Origin of the sequence: Bradyrhizobium sp. SZCCHNS2022, from assembly GCF_032377575.1 — a bacterium.
Classification (GTDB): domain Bacteria; phylum Pseudomonadota; class Alphaproteobacteria; order Rhizobiales; family Xanthobacteraceae; genus Bradyrhizobium; species Bradyrhizobium aeschynomenes.
This window is the reverse complement of sequence record NZ_JAUHHZ010000001.1, coordinates 5,024,751-5,040,827: the sequence shown is the minus strand read 5'-3', so window position 1 is coordinate 5,040,827 and position 16,077 is coordinate 5,024,751. Positions and strand designations below refer to the sequence as shown.

Genomic DNA, 16,077 nt, shown 5'->3' with positions numbered 1-16,077 from the left:
TGTTGTTGCTTCGACGTCGAATGTAGCCGTGCTTCGCGGAGCTGTCAGTGGCCACATGCGATGGTCGACCCCCGGATGATCAGCTGCGGCGCGAGCACGATGTGCTCGCTTGCCGCCTCGGGACCGGCAATCCGTGCCAGCAGCAGCCGCGCTGCGGCTTCGCCCATGTCGCGCTGCGCGATACGTATGGTGGTGAGCGGCGGCGCGACCATGTCGACGAACGGCATGTCGTTGTGACCGACGACGGAGACGTCGTGGGGGCAGGCCAGGCCGCGCACGGCCAGCGCGTCATAGACGCCGAGCGCCAGCAGGTCATTGGCGGCGACGATGGCGGTCGGCCTGATGCGGCGTGAGAGCAGGCGCAGCGCAGCCTCGCGGCCCGCCGCCCGCGTATAGGCCTCGACCGTCTCGACCGGCGTGTGGCGGGCGGACAGGCCGGCGTCGCGGACGCTGGCCTCGAAGCCGGCGCGCCGGCGGGCGCCGGTCGAGACGTGCTGCGGGCCCGCGACATGACCGATACGCTGATGGCCGAGCGCGACGAGATGCTCGACAGCCAGACGCATGCCCGCCGCATCATCACTGGCGGCCGAAGGCAGCTGCCCGGCGGCATCGACGCGATTGACCAGCACGACCGGCAGCGCCGCATCAAGGCAATGCTTCACGACGTCGTCGTGCAAGGTGACCGTCGCCAGCACCAGGCCATCGACGCCACGGGCGATCAGACGGTCGACGAGATCCTGCTCCGAGCCGTTGCTGCCGACGTCGACGACGATCGTCGCATAGCCTTCGGCATTGAGATGATCGGTGATGCCGGACAGCACCGGCGGAAAGCCGGGGTCGGCGATATCGGGGGCGAGCACGCCGATCAGACCGCTGCGTCCGGTGCGAAGGCCCTTGGCGGCCATGTTGAGCCGGTAGCCGAGCGCGTTGGCGGCGGCCTTGATCCGGTCGGCGACATCGTCGGCGACGAGGTGCTTCATCGCGGGGCTCAGGGCGCGCGAGACCGTCGAGGGGTGCACGCCGCAACGGGCGGCAACGTCCTTGATCGTTGGGCGCGACGCTGCCGCCATGCGCCGGCCCACCGTCGATTGCAACGTCCGCTTCATGTCCAGCCCCCGATGTCGCAGCGCAGCGACGTTTTGGCCCGATCCTACCTTGACACCCTTAACGTGTGTGCAATAAATCCGGCTCTGCAATCGATTGCAATAGCCCACAGGGAAACGTCCACATGACAGCGAGCGCGCTGAAGCCGCATCTGGTCAGCCCCGAGCATCTCGATCCGCATTGGCGCTGGAGCCGCGCGATTCCCTCGCATGGCCACGTCTCGGTCGATTTCGAGCGCCGTGTCGATTTCGATCGTCTCAGGCGATACCGGCTGGCCCGGGCGCGAATGGCCCTGAAGAACTCGGGCTGCGGCGCGTTGCTGCTGTTCGACGTCAACAACATCCGCTACGTCTCGGGCACCAAGATCGGCGAGTGGGAGCGCGACAAGCTGTGTCGTTTCGCGCTGCTGGCCGGCGATGGCGAGCCGATCGTATGGGATTTCGGCTCGGCCGCCGTGCATCATCGCATGTTCTGCGACTGGCTGGCGCCCGAGAACTGCCGGGCCGGCATGCTGGGCATGCGCGGCACGGTGCCGCCGGCCGTCGGGCTGATGAAGGCGCATGCCGAGGAGGTCATGAGCCTGTTGCGCGCCGCCGGCGTCGCCGACATGCCGGTCGGCGTCGACCTCGCGGAGACCGCCATGTTCTTCGAGTTGCAGAAGGCCGGCATGAAGGTGGTCGACGGCCAGCAGGTGATGCTGGACGCCCGCGAGATCAAGAGCATCGACGAGATCATGCTGCTCAACCAGGCCGCGGCCATGGTCGACGGCGTCTATCATTCGATCTACGAGAACCTGAAGCCGGGCGTACGCGAGAACGACATCGTCGCGCTCGCCAACAAGATGCTCTACGAGATGGGCTCCGACGACGTCGAGGCGATCAACGCCATCTCCGGCGAGCGCTGCAATCCGCATCCGCATAATTTCACCGACCGGATCCTGCGCCCCGGCGATCAGGCCTTCTTCGACATCCTGCAGTCCTATCAGGGCTATCGCACCTGCTACTACCGCACATTCAACGTCGGCCGCGCCACGCCGGCGCAGCACGATGCCTATAAGCAGTGCCGCGAATGGCTCGACAATGCGATTGCGCTGATCAAGCCGGGCGTGTCGACCGACACCGTCGCCAAGGTCTGGCCGAAGGCCGAGGAGTTCGGCTTTCCCTCGGAGATGGCGGCGTTCGGCCTGCAATTCGGCCACGGCCTCGGCCTTGCGCTGCACGAGCGGCCGATCATCTCGCGCCTGGTGTCGCTGGACAATCCGATGGAGATCAAGACCGGCATGGTGTTCGCGCTGGAGACCTATTGTCCGGCCACCGACGGCTTCTCCGCCGCGCGCATCGAGGAGGAGGTCGTCGTCACCGACAAGGGCTGCCAGGTGATCACGCTGTTCCCCGCAGAAGAGCTGCCGATCGCCAACCGCTACTGAGCGAATTTGAGAGGGAGTAACGCAGATGGCAGCGACGCATTCGCTCGGCTGGATCGGCATGGGGCGCATGGGCTATCCGATGGCCGAGCGCCTGCTCAAGGCCGGCCACAAGGTGTCGATCTTCAACCGTACGCGCGCCAAGGCCGAGCCGCTGGCAGCGAAGGGCGGCGTCATCGTCGACCATCCGGGCGATCTTGCGGGATGCGATATCGTGTTCACCATGGTGTCGACCGGCAGGGATCTCGAGCAGGTGTATTTCGGCGACAACGGCCTCGTCGCCTCGCGCGACGGACCGCGTCCGAAATTCCTCGTCGACTGCTCATCGATCGGCATCGAGCAATCGGAGGCGATCGCTGCGAAATTGAACCAGCTCGGCTGCGAGTTCGTGCGCGCGCCGGTGTCGGGCAACGGCAAATGCGTCAAGGCCGGCAAGCTGTCGTCGGTGGTCTCCGGACCGAAGCCCGCATTCGACATCATCGAGCCTTACCTCGCCAAGATCGCCGTCTCCGGCGTGTCCTATGTCGGCGAGGGCGAGCTGGCGCGAATCTGCAAGATCGCGCACAACGTGTTCCTCGGGGTCGTGATCCAGAACCTCGCCGAGATCACCATCCTGGCGCAGAAGGCCGGCGTGCCGCGCCACGCGTTCCTGAACTTCATGAACGCGAGCGTGATGGGCTCCACCTTCACCAGGTACAAGAGCAATGCGCTGGTCAATCTCGACTGGACCACGACCTTCACGCCGCCGCTGTTGCGCAAGGATCTCGACCTCGGCCTGTCGGCGGCGCGCCAGCTCGACGTCGCGATGCCGGTGACGGCAGCGACCCGGGAGTCGCTGCAGGCCCATGTCGGCGCCGCCTCGCTGCAGCCAGATCCCGCCGCCTATCTGGAGAAGGACTTTGCCGCGCTGCTGGAGACCGTCGCGCTTGCCGCCGGCCTCAAGCTTGCGCCGGAGAACGTGCCGATGCCGACCGGCCTGGAGACGGAGGGGTAAGGCCGCTCAGTTGCCGGCGAGCGCCCGCCAGCGCGCATCGCGCGCTGAGGGACGACGGTGCAGGCGGGCGTCCAGCACGTCACGGGCCTGCGCCAGCGCGCCGCTGCGGATCAGCGCCAGGATGTAGGTGTCCTCGATCACCTCGCGCTGGGCATGGCTGCCGCCGATGCGGGCGAGATCCCCCATCACAGGTGCGAGCTCGCGGGTGCAGCCGCGCCAGTTGCCGTCGGCGAAGGCCCGCAGGCCGCGCAGCATGTGCGGAACGATGCGGCCTGCGGGGAGCTTGCCTTCCGCCAGCCGCCGCTCCATCGCGGCCAGGCGCCCCTTGAGAGCGGCGCCGTCATGCGTCGCGGCGGCGATCATCACGAGGTGCATCTCGACGAAGGCGAGACTCGAGCTCGTGAAGCGGTTGCTCGCATAAGCGGCCGTCTCGGCCCATGCATGGGGTGGCACCGGCTGCTGTTCCGCCGTCAATCGCCAGAGCAGCGAGGCGCAGTCGGACAGCGTGTTGAGCGGCGGCGCCGTGTCCATCGTCGGCACCAGCACGTCCGTGTAGACCGCCAACGCCTTCTCCGCATCGCCGCGATCCAGCGCGCCCAGCGCCTGGTGCCAGCAGATGTGACCGTGCAGCATGCCGGTGCGATCGTAGTCGCCGATCCACCCCTCGACGAGCGCATCCGCCTCGTCCAGCGCGCCGTCCTCGAACATCGCATGCAGCAGCGCATGCACAGCGTAGGCATTGTGCCGGCGCAGCGCGAAGCTGCGCTCGGTGACGGCGCGGCCCTTCGCCGGCTCGCCGGCCTCGGTCAGTGCCCAGCCGTGGTTCGACATGAACCACCAGTCCTCGCCATAGGCTTCGGCAAAGCGGTCGCAGAGGTCGCGGCGGGCGGCGTCGTGATCGGCGCGGCCGGAGAAGGCGAGCAGGCCGAACGCGCCGAGCGGCAGCGCCATGATCATGGCATCGCGCGGCCAGCTCGCCAGATGCGCCAGCGTCGCGGTCATCGCGTCCGCGCCGCGGCCTTCGATGACGAGCGCCAAAGTCGCAATATGGCCCTGCTCGCGCGCCGTGCCGTTCGCGGTCGCGAGGTCGCGGGCGCGCTTGATGGTCTGCAGCGCCGGCTCGCGCTGCTGATAGATGGCATGGATGCGCGCGCGGGCCGCGTGCGCCAGCGCGAAATCCGGATCGAGCATGATCGCGCGCTCGAAGGCATCGATGGCGCCGGGCCAGAAGGCGAGCAGCAGATCCATGCCCTCGCGATAAGCGGCCGCCGCCTCGGCGGAGACGGTCGACAGCGGCAGGCCGTAGCGATCCTCCTCCATCTCAGCCGACCCGCGCCCTGCGGCCCTCGATCGGATAGGCCGGGTCGTTGTAGCCGGGCGTCGAGGCGTGGCCGGTGACGACGAGGCGCTCGATCAGCGCCTCGTCGTCGGCGGCAAACGGATAGTCCAGCGCCCGGACGTAGTCGTCCCATTGCGCCTCGGTGCGGGGGCCGGCGATGACCGAGCTGATGAAGGCCGAGTTGAGCACCCAGGCGACGGCGAACTGGCCGGGGGCAAAACCCTTGGCCTCGGCATGGCGCTTGATCTCCTGCGCCAGCTTCAAGGATTCCGGCCGCCATTCGGTCTGCATCATTCTCGTGTCGTTGCGGCCCGCCCGCGTCTCCTTGTCGGGCGGCGCATCGGGGCTGTACTTCCCAGTCAGCACGCCGCGCGCCAAAGGGCTGTAGGGGACGACGCCGAGGCCGTAATAGCCGCAAGCGGGCAGGTGCTCGACCTCGGGCATCCGGTTCATCGCGTTGTAGTAGGGCTGGCTGACCACGGGGCGGTCGATGCCCATGGCATCGCAGAGATTGCAGATCTCGGCGAGCCGCCAGGCGCGGTAGTTGGAGACGCCGAAATAGCGGATCTTGCCGGCACGCATGAGGTCGCCGATCGCGCGCACGGACTCCTCCAGCGGCGTCGCGTGATCCTCCTTGTGCAGGTAGTAGATGTCGATGTGCCCGGTGCCGAGGCGCTTGAGGCTCTCCTCGGCCGCCTGCAGCACCCAGCGTCGCGACAGGCCGGCGCGGTTGGGATCATCGCCCATCGGATTGGCCAGCTTCGTCGCGACGATCCAGCGGTTGCGCTCCCCCGCGATGGCGCGGCCGACCACCTCCTCCGAGGCGCCCTTGTTGTAGGCGTCGGCGGTGTCGATGAAATTGATGCCGGCGTCCCGCGCCTTGCTGATGATGCGGGCGGATGTCGGCTCGTCGGCAGGACCGCCGAACATCATCGTGCCCAGGCAGATCGGCGACACTTTCAGGCCGGAACGGCCGAGCTGGCGATAGTTCATTGAGGCCTCATTCCTGCCATAAGCGAGCATGGATTTGCGGGACGATAGCTCGCCCGGCGCGTCATTGCGAGCGCAGCGAAGCAATCCAGGGCTGCGCGCGCGACTCAGCATTGCTTCGCTGCGCGCTGCGCTCGCAATGACGGCGGAGAAGCCTACTCGCTCCTCAAAATCTTGAACACGCCGGAGGCCATCGCGATCACGCGGTCAGCAGCGGTGACCTCGGTGGTGATGAACACCAGGCTGCGCGTGATCCGCACCACGTGCGGTCGAGACACCAGCGTCTCGCCGATCTTCCCGGACTCGACGAAATGCGTGTCGAACTGGATCGTCGCCATGTGCTCCTTGCCGGCGGCATAGCGGGCCGTCATGCCGCAGCTGCGGTCCGCCAACGTCATGATCACGCCTCCCTGGACCAGGCCGCGACGATTGTGGTGCTTGTCCTCGGTGACGATGGCGTATTCGTGAACGCCATCGACGACGCGCTGCCACAGCGGTCCGATCAGGTGCAGGAAGCCCGAGGTGTCGACGATCTCCCAGCCGTCAGCTGTCATCCGGGCCGCGGCTGATTTCGTCATCTCTGTCGACCTTCCCTGTCCTGGCCACTTCGGCTTGCGGGCCGTTTCATCGGTCGCCGGCCTGGTGTAGTCAAGTTGCATGGCCATGCCGTTCGACGATGCCACAAGGCGGAAAATCGCAAGCCGTTGCGCCGATTTCGTGCGACGGGACCCGGCGGAGCCGATGGTCTCGCTGAAGCCTGCGGCCGTGGTGATCGCGCTCGCCCCGGAGCACGAGACCGGGACCACGGCGCTGCTGCTCACCCTGCGTGCCGCGGGCCTGCGCAGCCATGGCGGGCAATGGGCGCTGCCGGGCGGGCGTTGTGATGCCGGCGAGACGCCGGTGGAGGCGGCCTTGCGCGAACTGGCGGAAGAGCTCGGTCTGATGCTGGCGCCCGACGCTGTGCTCGGCCTGCTCGACGACTATCCGACGCGGTCGGGCTATCTGATTACCCCCGTCATCGTATGGGCGGCGAATGGCCGCACGCTCCGGCCGAATCCGGACGAGGTCGCCTCGGTGCATCGAATCGGCCTCGATGCGATCGCGGCGGACGACGCGTTCGATTTCACCGTGATCCCCGAGAGCACGCGGCGCGTGATCAGGTTTCATGCCCGCGAGGGCCTGATTCACGCGCCGACCGCTGCCATGATCTATCAGTTCCGCGAGGTGCTGGCCGGCCGCGACACGCGCGTCCACGAGCTGGAACAGCCGGTGTTTGCCTGGAAGTAGCCGCCGTTTCGGCTACAAGGGCCACATGCTTCATCAGCCGATTCGCACGCTCGCCTTAATTGTCGCCGGCGCCGTCGCAGGCGCCTCGTCCCTGCTGGCGGAACCCGGCCCCGCTGCAGCTCCGCGCGATGCGCTCGCCCAGATGGCCTCGCCTGCGGCGATTGCGGAGTACCAGCGCAAGCTCGCCGAATATCAGCAGGCCCGCGCCGCGTTCGACCAGGAGGCGGGAGCCTATTGGAAGGCGATCTCCGACAAGCGCCGGACGCGCAACGCCAAGCGTCGCGACCGGCAGCCGATCGGGCTCGACGATTATGTGCTGGAGCAGCCGCCGGTCTACAGCGGTCCGAAGCGGCCCGTGAATCCGGAGCCGGAGCCTGAAGGCGAGCCGCGGGAGCGCAAATACATCCCTGTCGTCGCCGACCTCGTGAAGGCGGCGCAGGAGCATTTCCAATGGTCGCCGCAGCGACCGAACAACGACATCGATTTCAAGCGCGCCTACGCACGCTTCGCTGCCGCCGCCGGGCTCACGCGGGAGCAGGCGGTGCGCGTCTATGCCTTCGAGACCGGGGGCAACGGCAAGCACGACTCGCAATCGGGCTTCAAGGGCAACCGGGCGATCTCGACCGCGATCGGTTACAATCAGCTGCTGACGACCAACAGTGTCGAGCTGCTGGCGGAGCAGGGGCCGCTGTTCATCCGTCTGCTCGGCGAGCGCGTCGCGCACACGTCGGGCCCGGCGCGCGGTGCGATGGAGCACAAGCTGGCCGTCCTGAAGAAGATGGTCGCGATCGCGCGCTCGGTGCCGGACGAATGGTCGGCGCATGAGAAGATCGGCAATACCCCGCAGGGCTGGGCGATGCATGCGATGGTGCTGGATATCGACGTCGGGCCGATGCTGCAGACGCACAAGCTGTTGACGTCGGTGCTGTTCGCGCGCGCCAAGGGCTACACGAGGCCGCTCTCGGCCGCCGAGCTCGAGATGATGAACCTGACCGGCGACGGCACCGGCTTCGACATGGTGACGATGCCGCTGGACATGCGCGACCAGGTCCCGACCGCGAACTTCTTCCAGCGCGGCGGTTATGAGCGCAATCCCGTCGCCGTCCGCCACAACACCGTGGCGAAGCTGCTCGCGGTCACCGATGCCAGAATGGATTCGCTGAGCAATCTCCCCGGCGCCAAGGAGCTGGCGGCTGCGTTCTGAGGGGCTCGCCTGGCGCATCGTTCGGATGCGTGATGCACACCCCAGCGTCGTCCCGGCGAAAGCCGGGACCCAGATTCTCAGGACGTTGTGATTGTGACGAACGTTGCTCCAGCGTACCCGATAAGCGAGGACGGTGTTTATGGGTCCCGGCTTTCGCCGAGACGACGGCGTTGATATTTCGCGCTCACTCGTCCGCCCCGAACGAGAAGCTGCCGTCGCCTTCGAGATAGGGTGCCGTCCGCATGTAGAGCTGGCCGTTCTGGCCGACGAAGAACAGCGTTCCCTTTGGCACCTTCTTGGCGCCCTTCAGCAGCATGTCGGCGTTCTTGGTGCCCATCTTATAGGCGAGCGTCTTGCCGTCCTTGCCATAGGCGTAGCCCATGCTGGGCTTCAGCTCCCACGGCTCGGGAGGGGCCGCGCGGCTGACGCTGGTCAGCGCGCACACCGCGCCGAGTGCAATAAGGGCTTTCAGAAACGGGCTGCTCATATCCTCCTCCTCCAATTCTCGATCGTTCGAACAAATCGCGAACGTTGGCGAAGGCGTCGACGTCGCCCGTTCGCAGCGCATGTGATCGCTTACGGATTTTCCATTCGCTGATCTCGTGATTATCCTGCAGCGTGGTTTAGAAGCATAGGCCAATAAAACACTTTGGGGATGATTCGGATGAGCCTCGCCACGAAGATCGGTTGGTTTACGGCGCTGTCACTGGTGACGTTGGCATCCGCCGCGCGGGCCGACGACTTCAAGCTGTCCAACAACCAGCGCATCGCCTGCAGCCGCGGTCTCTCCGCCGGCAAGCTGAACACAGCCGTCTGCAAGTCCTACGCCTACCTCTTCAATGTGAAGACGTCGGAGTATTTTCGCTGCCAGGTGTCGCTGTCACTGACCCGCGACAACAAGGAGGTCATCAACGTCCAGGCCGATGGTGGCTGCACCAGGAAGCCGCGGGTGTTCGACACCGACTCGAAATACGAATTCGATGCCACCGAGACCGAGCCGGCAAACACCAATTCCTTCTTTGGAAATGGCGGCTATTCGATCTGGGTGGCAGACGCGACGCAGCAGAAGGTGCGCGGCTGCATCACAATCTCGTCCGGGTTGGGCTCGGACATCTCCAAATGCCTCGACATGACCTTCCAGTGAGCCGCGGCGTGGTGTCGGTGGCCGCACTTGAGGTGCAGTCGTCCGACACCGTCAATGCCAGGTTGAGAGCGTGGCCGCGTTGCTCCCGGTCCTGCGGCTCTGGAAGAGGACGTTGCGGTCGGCCCTTCTTTCGGATGGGTTGACCCAGCGCCCGCATCCGTCCAATTTGCCGGTAAAATCAATGGGAGGATACATGCATTTCTCGAAATTCTTATGCGCTGCAACTGGATCGTTCCTGGCCGCCGCCTGCCTGCTGGCAGCTCCCGCGGCACATGCGCAGAGCTTCATCAACGTGCTGACCGGCGGCACTTCGGGCGTCTATTATCCGCTGGGCGTCGCGATCGGAAAGATCTACGGTGACAAGATCCCGAACGTGAAGACCCAGGTCCAGGCCACCAAAGCCTCGGTCGAGAACCTGATCCTGCTGCAGCAGGGCCGTGGCGAGCTTGCCTTCGCCCTCGGCGACTCGCTGAAATCGGCCTGGAACGGCGAGGAGGAGGCCGGCTTCAAGACCAAGCTGGACAAGCTTCGCACGATCGGCGCGATCTATCCGAACTACATCCAGATCGTGGCAACCGCCGAGTCCGGCATCAAGACGCTGGCTGATCTGAAGGGCAAGAGCCTCTCGGTCGGCGCGCCGAAATCCGGCACCGAGCTGAACTCGCGCGCGATCCTCGCCGCAGCCGGTATGAGCTACAAGGATCTCGGCAAGGTGGAGTATCTGCCGTTCGCCGAATCCGTCGATCTGATGAAGAACCGGCAGCTGGGTGCAACGCTGCAATCGGCCGGGCTCGGCGTCGCTTCGCTGAAGGACCTTTCGACCTCGTCGCCGATCACGGTGGTGTCGGTGCCGAAGGAGGTCGTGGACAAGATCGGCCCCCCGTTCGTGGCCGCGACCATTCCGGCCAACACCTATACCGGCCAGGACAAGGACGTGCCGACCGCCGCCGTGATCAACTATCTCGTCACCAGTTCGGCGGTCTCAGACGACCTCGCCTATCAGATGACCAAGCTGATCTTCGAGTCGCTGCCCGAGCTCGTCAATGCGCACGCCGCCGGCAAGGAGATCAAGCTCGAGACGGCGGCGCAGGAAGGCCCGGTTCCGCTGCATCCGGGCGCGATCCGCTACTACAAGGAGAAGGGCGTCCTCAAGTAGGGGGAGGGCGTCGATCGCCCGGCCTGCCTCGCAGCCCGGGCATTCGCAGTCGGCTGCGCGGGAGACCCTCCCGCGCAGTTTATCGTTCAGGTGGTTGCGGCCATGGTCGGCAGCGCCTGATGGGGCGTGGGGGGATCATGACGATTGAAGCCGTGAACATGGAAACGCCGGTCAAGGTCGAGTTCGACAATTTCGAGCACGGCTTTCCCGAAGGCTTCGGTCCGGGTCGCTGGGGTTATCTCGCTTACGGCATCGGCCTGGCCTTCGCGGTGTTCCAGCTCTACGTCGCCGCCTTCAATTATCTGCCGAGCCAGGTCGTGCGGGGCGTCCATGTCGGCTTCCTGCTGCTGCTCACCTTCGGCCTGATCGGCAACTTCACCGCCAAGACCGATGCGGGGCGCATCGTGGGGTGGGCCATCGGCGCCATCGGCTTCCTGTGCGGGCTCTATCAGTGGATCTTCTACGCGGACCTGATCGCGCGCGACGGCGATCCGACCCGTGCCGATCTCGTGGTCGGAACGCTGCTGGCCGTGCTGATCTTCGAGGGCACGCGCCGGCTGATGGGGCTGGCGCTGCCGCTGATGTGCGGCGTCTGCCTGCTGTACTGGTTCTTCGGCCAGTATCTGCCGGCGCCGCTCAACCATCGCGGCTACGACTTCGACCAGATCATCACACATCTGTCGTTCGGCACCGAGGGCTTCTACGGCGTGCCGATCTACGTCTCGGCGACCTACATCTTTCTGTTCATTCTGTTTGGCTCGTTCCTCGAGCATGCCGGCATGATCCAGCTGTTCACCGATGTGTCGCTCGGCCTGTTCGGCCGCACCCGCGGCGGTCCGGCCAAGGTCGCGGTGTTCGCCTCGGGCATGATGGGCACGATTTCGGGCTCCGGCGTCGCCAACGTCGTCACCGTCGGCCAGTTCACGATTCCCCTGATGATCCGGTTCGGCTACCGCCGCGCCTTCGCGGCCGGCGTGGAGGCGACGGCGTCGATGGGCGGCCAGATCATGCCGCCGGTCATGGGCGCGGTCGCCTTCATCATGGCCGAGACGCTGGGCGTCGACTACTCGGTCATCGTCAAGGCTGCGGTGATCCCAGCCATTCTCTACTTCGCTTCGGCGTTCTGGATGGTGCATCTGGAGGCCGGCAAGCACGGCCTGACCGGCATGAAGCCGTCGGAGATTCCGAGCGCCTGGAAGGCGCTGGTGGCGCGCTGGTATCTCGTGCTGCCACTGGCCGCGCTGGTCTACATGCTGTTCGAAGGCTTCACGCCGCTCTATGCGGGCTCGATGGGCCTTGCGCTCACGGTGGCGCTGATCCTGGGCACCTCGATCACGATGGGCTTCTCCAACCAAGTGCTGCGCTACGTGTTCTGGATCGGGCTTGCGCTCGTGGTCGGCGCGCTGTCGCGCAACGGTCTGCAGATCGTTCCGGTCGCCTCCGTGGTCCTCGCGCTGGTCGTCATCACCGGCTTCGTGCGCGGCGGCATGGGCACCCTGCATGCGTGCCGCGACTCGCTGGCCGAAAGCGCCAAGTCCGCGCTGACCGTCGGCATGGCCTGCGCCATCGTCGGCGTCATCATCGGCATGATGACCCAGACCGGCGTCGGATCGATCTTCGGCAGCTGGGTGATCGGCCTCGGCAAGACCAGCCTGTTCGCGGCGCTGATCATGACCATGCTGCTGTCGATCCTGCTCGGCACCGGCATTCCGACCATTCCGACCTATATCATCACCGCAGCCCTCGCCGCGCCTGCGCTGGCCAAGCTCGGCGTGCCGCTGATCGCGAGCCACATGTTCGCGTTCTATTACGGCATCATGGCCGATCTTTCGCCGCCGGTGGCGCTGGCGGCGCTGGCCGCCGCGCCGATCGCCAAGGAGAACCCGGACAAGATCGGCTGGGAGGCGATGCGGATCGCGCTCGCCGGCTACGTCATTCCCTTCCTGTTCGTCTATTCGCCCGCGCTGATGCTGCAACCCGGCGACCCGATGGAAGCGCATCTCGGCTTTGCCGGCGCGGTCGCGTATGCAGGCGTGAAAGCGCTGGTCGCGATCGCGCTGTTCGGCATGGTCGCGATCGGCTTCCTGTTCACGCGCATGACCGTGATCGAGCGCCTGCTGGCGTTCATCGCATCGGTCTGCCTGCTCGGCGAATTCCCCTACAGCGACGTGGTGGGCTTCGTACTGGCGGTGGCGATCGTGGCGTGGCAGTGGCGGCAGCGGCCGCCGTCGGCCGTGGTGGCTTCCGCTTGAGCCTCTGTCTGGCGTCATCGGGCATGGTGAAGGCGCTGGCGTTGGCCGGCTTCACCTTGGCCTGGACCCATTCGGTCGAGAAGACGGCATGGCAGGAGGACTGGCGGGTGACGCCTGAGGGCCTCGCGTTGGTGCAGGCGCGTGTCAAGGGCTCCGGCGCAGGCATGGAGCCGCCGCCTGAGGCGCGGCTGGTCGACGGCTGGTTCCAATGGCAGCTGCAGCGCGCGCCGCTGCAGCGGATCGTGCTCGGCAATTCCGGAGCCGCCGGCGAATGGCGGATCTGCGCCGAGGGGCAATGCCGGACGATCTCGGATATCTTCGGTCGTGACATCGGCGCCGCCACGATCACGATGAGCGCCTGCAGCGAATAACAAGCAACGGGAGAACGCGATGGGACGTCTCGAGGGCAAGGTGGCGCTGGTGGTGGGCGCCGGCTCGATCGGGCCGGGCTGGGGCAACGGCAAGGCGACGGCGGTCACCTTTGCGCGTCACGGCGCGAAAGTATTCTGCGTCGACCGCAACAGGGAAGCTGCGGCTGAAACGGCGGCGATCATCACCGGTGAGGGTGGCCGGGCCGAAGCATTCACCGCCGATGTCTCGAAGGCTGCCGAGGTCGAGGCGATGGTCAAGGCCTGCATGGCGGCCTATGGCCGGATCGACGTGCTCGACAACAATGTCGGCATTGCCGAGATGGGCAGCGTCGTGGACGTCGAGGAGGCCGAGTGGGACCGCGTGTTCGCGGTCAACCTGAAGAGCGCCTATCTCGCCATGAAGCACGTCATTCCCGTCATGACCGCGCAGGGCGGCGGCTCCATCATCAATATCTCCTCGGTGGCCTCGATCCGCCAGGTCGGCATCTCCTATGTCAGCTACGGCGCCAGCAAGGCGGCGATGAACCAGATGACGCGCACCACCGCGGTCGAGTTCGCGCCCAAGCACGTCCGCGTCAACGCGATCCTGCCCGGCCTGATGAAGACGCCGATGGTCGAGCATTCCGCGGGCCTAGCTGCGAGCTACGCCAAGGGCGACGTCGAGGAGATGTGGAAGAAGCGCGATGCGCAGGTGCCGATGGGCCATATGGGCGACGCCTTCGACGTCGCCAATGCCGCGCTGTTCCTCTCCTCCGACGAATCGAAATACATCACCGGCATCATGCTGGTGGTCGATGGCGGATTGACCTGCCGGAGTTAGGTGTCTCCACGTCATTGCGAGCGTGAGCGAAGCAATCCAGGGCGTCAATGCGGCCCTGGATTGCTCGTCGCCTCCGGCGCCTCGCAATCAGGAGGAGGGATCGATTGCGCGGCTACTGCGCCATCGCCAGCATGCCGCCCGCGATCGCATGCCATGCCGAGGTCATGCTGATCGGCCAATTGAGAAGCTTCACCGCGATCAGCGCCAGCCCGCCATAAAGGTAGACCGGATGGACGCGCCCGAATGTACGGCGGTCGTAGACGATCGCGACGACGAGCAGCAGATAGGCGACGAAGGCCGGCGGGATGGTGACGAACACCGGCGGCGGGCCGAGTGGGCCGGGCGGCGCGAGGAAGGTGAGAAACCAGCGCGCGACGGCGGCGTCGAGCAGCGAGATGCCGGCGAGCAGCATCAGCCGCTTGTGGATTTCCGGCTTCCTGGCTTGCATCACGGCGACCGCGAAGACGGTTGCGAAGAAGGCGATTCCGCTCAGCGGCACGATCGAAAAGGCGATGCCTGCGTCGGTCTGCCCGATCGCGGCGGATCGCTTCATTGCTTCCACCGCCACGAGGAAGCCGAAAATCGTCATCGCCGTGGCGAGCGACACGCCGACGATGCCGAACGAGCGGTGCCAGGCCGTGCGGCCCGATGCAGCGAGCCAGCTCTGCAGCGCGAAGTACAGTGTCCAGCTGAAGAACAGGAAGCCGTGGAAATGAACCACGGGCGAACCGGAGAACGCACCACGCGCCAGCGGCAGCCAGTAGGTCGGTACGAAGCCGAGAAACGCCGTGGCCATGCAGGCCAGGGCCATGTTGAAATAAAAATAGCGCGCCGGGGACGCAATGACGCCGCGTGCGCGCGAATGCTCTGTCAAAATCGTCATGGGAGTTCTGTCTACGGGAACCGCAGGAGGTTCAAGCGGCGGCTCGTACGGCCCTTGGTGCCTCCATCCCAACTCCGCGAGCGCGACATGCAGGACGTTCAATTGCACGTCAATTCTGGCGGTCGGTTCCGGCGACGGCGCAGGATTCGGCGTGGGCTGCCTGCAGGAGAGGACTGTCGCGGCGGAGCCGCCGCTGTATAGTTGGGTGTCCCGTGGATTTGACCTCGATTGCCGCCCCTTTGAGAGAAGCGCCTGCCTTGTCTGAGTCCGCCTCCTCGGCTGCCAGAGCCGTTCACCGGCTCAGGTCGGGTTCTGTTGCCGTGCTCGTGGTGCTGGGCTGGCTGGCCGTGACCCCGGCGCATGCGCTGGGGGCCGCAGAGCCTGGCAAAGAGCCGGTCGCCGACGCAGGCGCCTGCCTCGCAGCGTCCGAGGCACATGACGCGGACAAGGTGATCACCGAATGCAACGCGGTCATCGACAATGGCAAGGCGGCCAAAAGTGATCGCATCAATGCGCTGATCGCGAGGGCCTCGATCTTCATCACCCGTGGCGAGACCAATCGCGCCATCGCGGACTACGACATCGCCCTGCAGCTCGATCCGGCGCTCGCCAACATCTTCAATGCGCGCGGTGAGCTGCATCGGAAGAACGGCGACCGTCCGAAGGCGCTGGCAGATTTCGCCGCGGCGCTGCGGCTGAACCCCGAGCACGCCAGTGCGCGCAGCAACTACCATGCGCTCGCCCTCGAGCTCGAGCGTCTCGGCGCACAGATGGCGGTGGCGGGACGGCCGAGCTTCAATTGCGCGACGGCGCGGCGTGCCGTCGAGAAGGCGATCTGCGCCGATCCCGAACTCGCCAACCTCGATCGGGAGATCGATGCCTCGCAGGCCAGGATCGTTCACGCGGCAACACGGCCGGCCGCGATACGCGCTTTGCAGCGCGAGCAGGACGCCTTCATCGCGCGGCGCAACGCCGCCTTCGGCCGGCCCGGCTATGATCTCAAGAGGGCGATGCAGGACCGACTGCGGCGGCTCAATGGAGCGGACGGCCGTTAACCATCGGCCGCACGGCTTGAACCGGGTTCCGGCGAAGGGCGACAATGGGAGAGAC

General features: G+C 66.1%; 16 protein-coding genes. 10 read left to right on the top strand and 6 right to left on the bottom strand.

Annotation, left to right across the window (positions count from 1 at the left end):
* Window positions 1–44: 44 nt before the first annotated feature.
* Entirely contained in the window at window positions 45–1,070 is a 1,026-nt protein-coding gene (locus tag QXZ94_RS22595) for a LacI family DNA-binding transcriptional regulator (protein WP_315726445.1), read from the bottom strand.
* A 158-nt stretch (window positions 1,071–1,228) separates the two neighbouring features.
* Here QXZ94_RS22595 and QXZ94_RS22590 point away from each other — a divergent pair, with 158 nt between their 5' ends.
* Window positions 1,229–2,530: a Xaa-Pro peptidase family protein gene (locus QXZ94_RS22590; protein ID WP_315722281.1), complete on the top strand. Its 1,302-nt coding sequence runs from the start codon at window positions 1,229–1,231 to the stop codon at window positions 2,528–2,530.
* A 25-nt stretch (window positions 2,531–2,555) separates the two neighbouring features.
* Complete coding sequence (locus QXZ94_RS22585) at window positions 2,556–3,521, top strand: NAD(P)-dependent oxidoreductase (protein ID WP_315722280.1); 966 nt, start codon at window positions 2,556–2,558, stop codon at window positions 3,519–3,521.
* Between the two features lie 6 nt (window positions 3,522–3,527).
* On the opposite strand, the gene QXZ94_RS22580 is transcribed toward QXZ94_RS22585, so the two are convergent.
* From QXZ94_RS22580 to QXZ94_RS22570, 3 genes are all read right to left on the bottom strand, one after another.
* Window positions 3,528–4,841 carry a tetratricopeptide repeat protein gene (locus QXZ94_RS22580; protein WP_315722279.1) on the bottom strand — a complete coding sequence of 438 codons (1,314 nt, stop codon included), beginning with the start codon at window positions 4,839–4,841 and terminating at the stop codon, window positions 3,528–3,530.
* A 1-nt stretch (window position 4,842) separates the two neighbouring features.
* Window positions 4,843–5,853: an aldo/keto reductase gene (locus QXZ94_RS22575; protein ID WP_315722278.1), complete on the bottom strand. Its 1,011-nt coding sequence runs from the start codon at window positions 5,851–5,853 to the stop codon at window positions 4,843–4,845.
* Window positions 5,854–6,005: 152 nt separating this feature from the next.
* Window positions 6,006–6,428, bottom strand: coding sequence for a PaaI family thioesterase (locus QXZ94_RS22570; protein WP_172110161.1), 423 nt, complete (start codon window positions 6,426–6,428; stop codon window positions 6,006–6,008).
* 79 nt (window positions 6,429–6,507) lie between these two features.
* On the opposite strand from QXZ94_RS22570, the gene QXZ94_RS22565 reads away from it, so the two are divergent.
* Window positions 6,508–7,137 carry a CoA pyrophosphatase gene (locus QXZ94_RS22565; RefSeq protein ID WP_315722277.1) on the top strand — a complete coding sequence of 210 codons (630 nt, stop codon included), beginning with the start codon at window positions 6,508–6,510 and terminating at the stop codon, window positions 7,135–7,137.
* A gap of 25 nt (window positions 7,138–7,162) precedes the next feature.
* Window positions 7,163–8,341, top strand: a complete 1,179-nt coding sequence (locus tag QXZ94_RS22560) for a hypothetical protein (protein ID WP_172110159.1) — start codon at window positions 7,163–7,165, stop codon at window positions 8,339–8,341.
* A gap of 184 nt (window positions 8,342–8,525) precedes the next feature.
* Here QXZ94_RS22560 and QXZ94_RS22555 read toward each other — a convergent pair whose 3' ends face one another.
* Window positions 8,526–8,828, bottom strand: a complete 303-nt coding sequence (locus QXZ94_RS22555; protein ID WP_315722276.1) for a hypothetical protein — start codon at window positions 8,826–8,828, stop codon at window positions 8,526–8,528.
* A 177-nt stretch (window positions 8,829–9,005) separates the two neighbouring features.
* Here QXZ94_RS22555 and QXZ94_RS22550 point away from each other — a divergent pair, with 177 nt between their 5' ends.
* The 5 genes from QXZ94_RS22550 to QXZ94_RS22530 all read left to right on the top strand — a co-directional run bounded on the left by QXZ94_RS22550 (window position 9,006) and on the right by QXZ94_RS22530 (window position 14,084).
* Entirely contained in the window at window positions 9,006–9,485 is a 480-nt protein-coding gene (locus QXZ94_RS22550; RefSeq protein WP_315722275.1) for a hypothetical protein, read from the top strand.
* A gap of 193 nt (window positions 9,486–9,678) precedes the next feature.
* Complete coding sequence (locus tag QXZ94_RS22545; RefSeq protein ID WP_172110156.1) at window positions 9,679–10,641, top strand: TAXI family TRAP transporter solute-binding subunit; 963 nt, start codon at window positions 9,679–9,681, stop codon at window positions 10,639–10,641.
* 158 nt (window positions 10,642–10,799) lie between these two features.
* Complete coding sequence (locus QXZ94_RS22540; RefSeq protein ID WP_315726443.1) at window positions 10,800–12,893, top strand: TRAP transporter permease; 2,094 nt, start codon at window positions 10,800–10,802, stop codon at window positions 12,891–12,893.
* The gene (locus QXZ94_RS22535; protein ID WP_172110155.1) at window positions 12,890–13,264 is read left to right on the top strand and encodes a DUF1850 domain-containing protein; all 375 of its coding nucleotides are present in this window, start codon (window positions 12,890–12,892) and stop codon (window positions 13,262–13,264) included. Before QXZ94_RS22540 ends, QXZ94_RS22535 begins: the two co-directional genes overlap by 4 nt.
* Window positions 13,265–13,283: 19 nt before the next feature.
* A complete protein-coding gene (locus tag QXZ94_RS22530; protein ID WP_315722274.1) occupies window positions 13,284–14,084 on the top strand; it encodes an SDR family oxidoreductase in 801 nt (266 codons plus the stop codon).
* A gap of 112 nt (window positions 14,085–14,196) precedes the next feature.
* Here the strand turns inward: QXZ94_RS22530 and QXZ94_RS22525 are convergent, their stop codons facing one another.
* Window positions 14,197–14,967: a hypothetical protein gene (locus QXZ94_RS22525; protein ID WP_315722273.1), complete on the bottom strand. Its 771-nt coding sequence runs from the start codon at window positions 14,965–14,967 to the stop codon at window positions 14,197–14,199.
* A 326-nt stretch (window positions 14,968–15,293) separates the two neighbouring features.
* Here QXZ94_RS22525 and QXZ94_RS22520 point away from each other — a divergent pair, with 326 nt between their 5' ends.
* On the top strand, window positions 15,294–16,022 hold the full coding sequence (locus QXZ94_RS22520; protein WP_315726441.1) for a tetratricopeptide repeat protein: 729 nt from the start codon (window positions 15,294–15,296) through the stop codon (window positions 16,020–16,022).
* Window positions 16,023–16,077: the final 55 nt, after the last annotated feature.